The following is a 1,251-nucleotide window of genomic DNA, read 5'->3' on the forward strand; positions in this document are numbered from 1 at the left end:
GTGAAAGTCTTGCTGGTTGAGAATCTGAACTGTGGGGTCGTCGAAGAGACGGCGTAGCAGTAGCTCACAGGGTGTGTAAACGCCGTATCCCCTCTTCACTGGCTAATAAGCAATAGAAGGCGAACCTGACATTTCGGAATACATTAGAGACATGCGCTTATGGAATAGAACGGACTGCACGCGGTCCTGCGGATTCGTATCAGACTTGTTTGCGACCACTATGACTGGTGCGCCAGGACTTGAGGCACGGATGCTATCATAGCGAGATGCCAGCGCATCATAGGACTGTTGTGAACCTAGACTGAACATTAACACTGCTGCGTCCGCTTGTGGATAGACGCCCGAATCAAACTGCTTCTGTTTAGGTTAGGAGGGGTGCCTCTACCTGGCCAGCACAATCGATGAGGTTGAGAGTCACAGTGCCGCGCGTTGTGACGAGCGTGACAGCCACCGGATTTTGTCCAACTGTTGCAGAGTATTCGGCAAGGTAGTCACCATGGGCTAGGCGATTGGCCCAGGCACTCTTTCCAACTTCGCCATCGCCAACTAGGACCACCTTCCACTGCTGGACCGCGCTGTAGCCAAACGACTCAACCTCTCTGTTGGAAAACCATGCAGATTCAGAGCGCTGTTGTGGTTGCTGCTGGGCTTGTAGGGTGGCAGGTGAGCCAAACCCAAAGGGAGAGACACGTAGCATAGGGTCTGTCGTGGGAGGTGTGCTGAGCGACGAGGGACTAAAGGAAGAGAAGTCGCCAAACGCAGAAGCAAAGGGAGCGAAGAGGGACGGAGGAGAGCCGCCAGAATCTTGAAGGGATGGCGCCTCACCACTGAAGGCCACAGGTGACGTTAGGCCCGGACTAAGGGGTGCTGGCGACGGGTTGGGATGATGGGATTGTTTGACGTTGACGTCCAGCCGCAGTGATCGACCTCGTAACTCGAATCCCTGAAGGCCGTCCCTGGCCTCCTTGGCATCTGACTCCTTCACGTACTCAATGAAAGCATAGCCTTTTGAAAGGCCAGTTTTCCGGTCTCGTCCCATGTGCACCTCCTTCACAGCACCAAAGCGCCCGAAGAGAACCTCGAGCTCATTGCTGCTGACGTCATAGGGTAGGTTGCCAACGTAGAGGCGCTGAGTTTTGAAGATCCTGTCCGAACTTGCCGAGCGTTGATTGGGTGTCTGCAGTGGCATAACCTTCTCAATGACGACGGGCCCACTGAGGAGCGGCATGGCATGGACGCCTGTCGTTAGTG

General features: G+C 54.9%; 1 protein-coding gene. It reads right to left on the reverse strand.

Annotated features, from left to right (window positions below):
• Positions 1-361: 361 nt before the first annotated feature.
• A partial coding sequence (locus tag V6D20_19100) for a hypothetical protein (GenBank protein HEY9817889.1) occupies positions 362-1,251 on the reverse strand: 890 nt, incomplete at its 5' end.

Source organism: Candidatus Obscuribacterales bacterium, from assembly GCA_036703605.1.
Classification (GTDB): Bacteria; Cyanobacteriota; Cyanobacteriia; order RECH01; family RECH01; genus RECH01.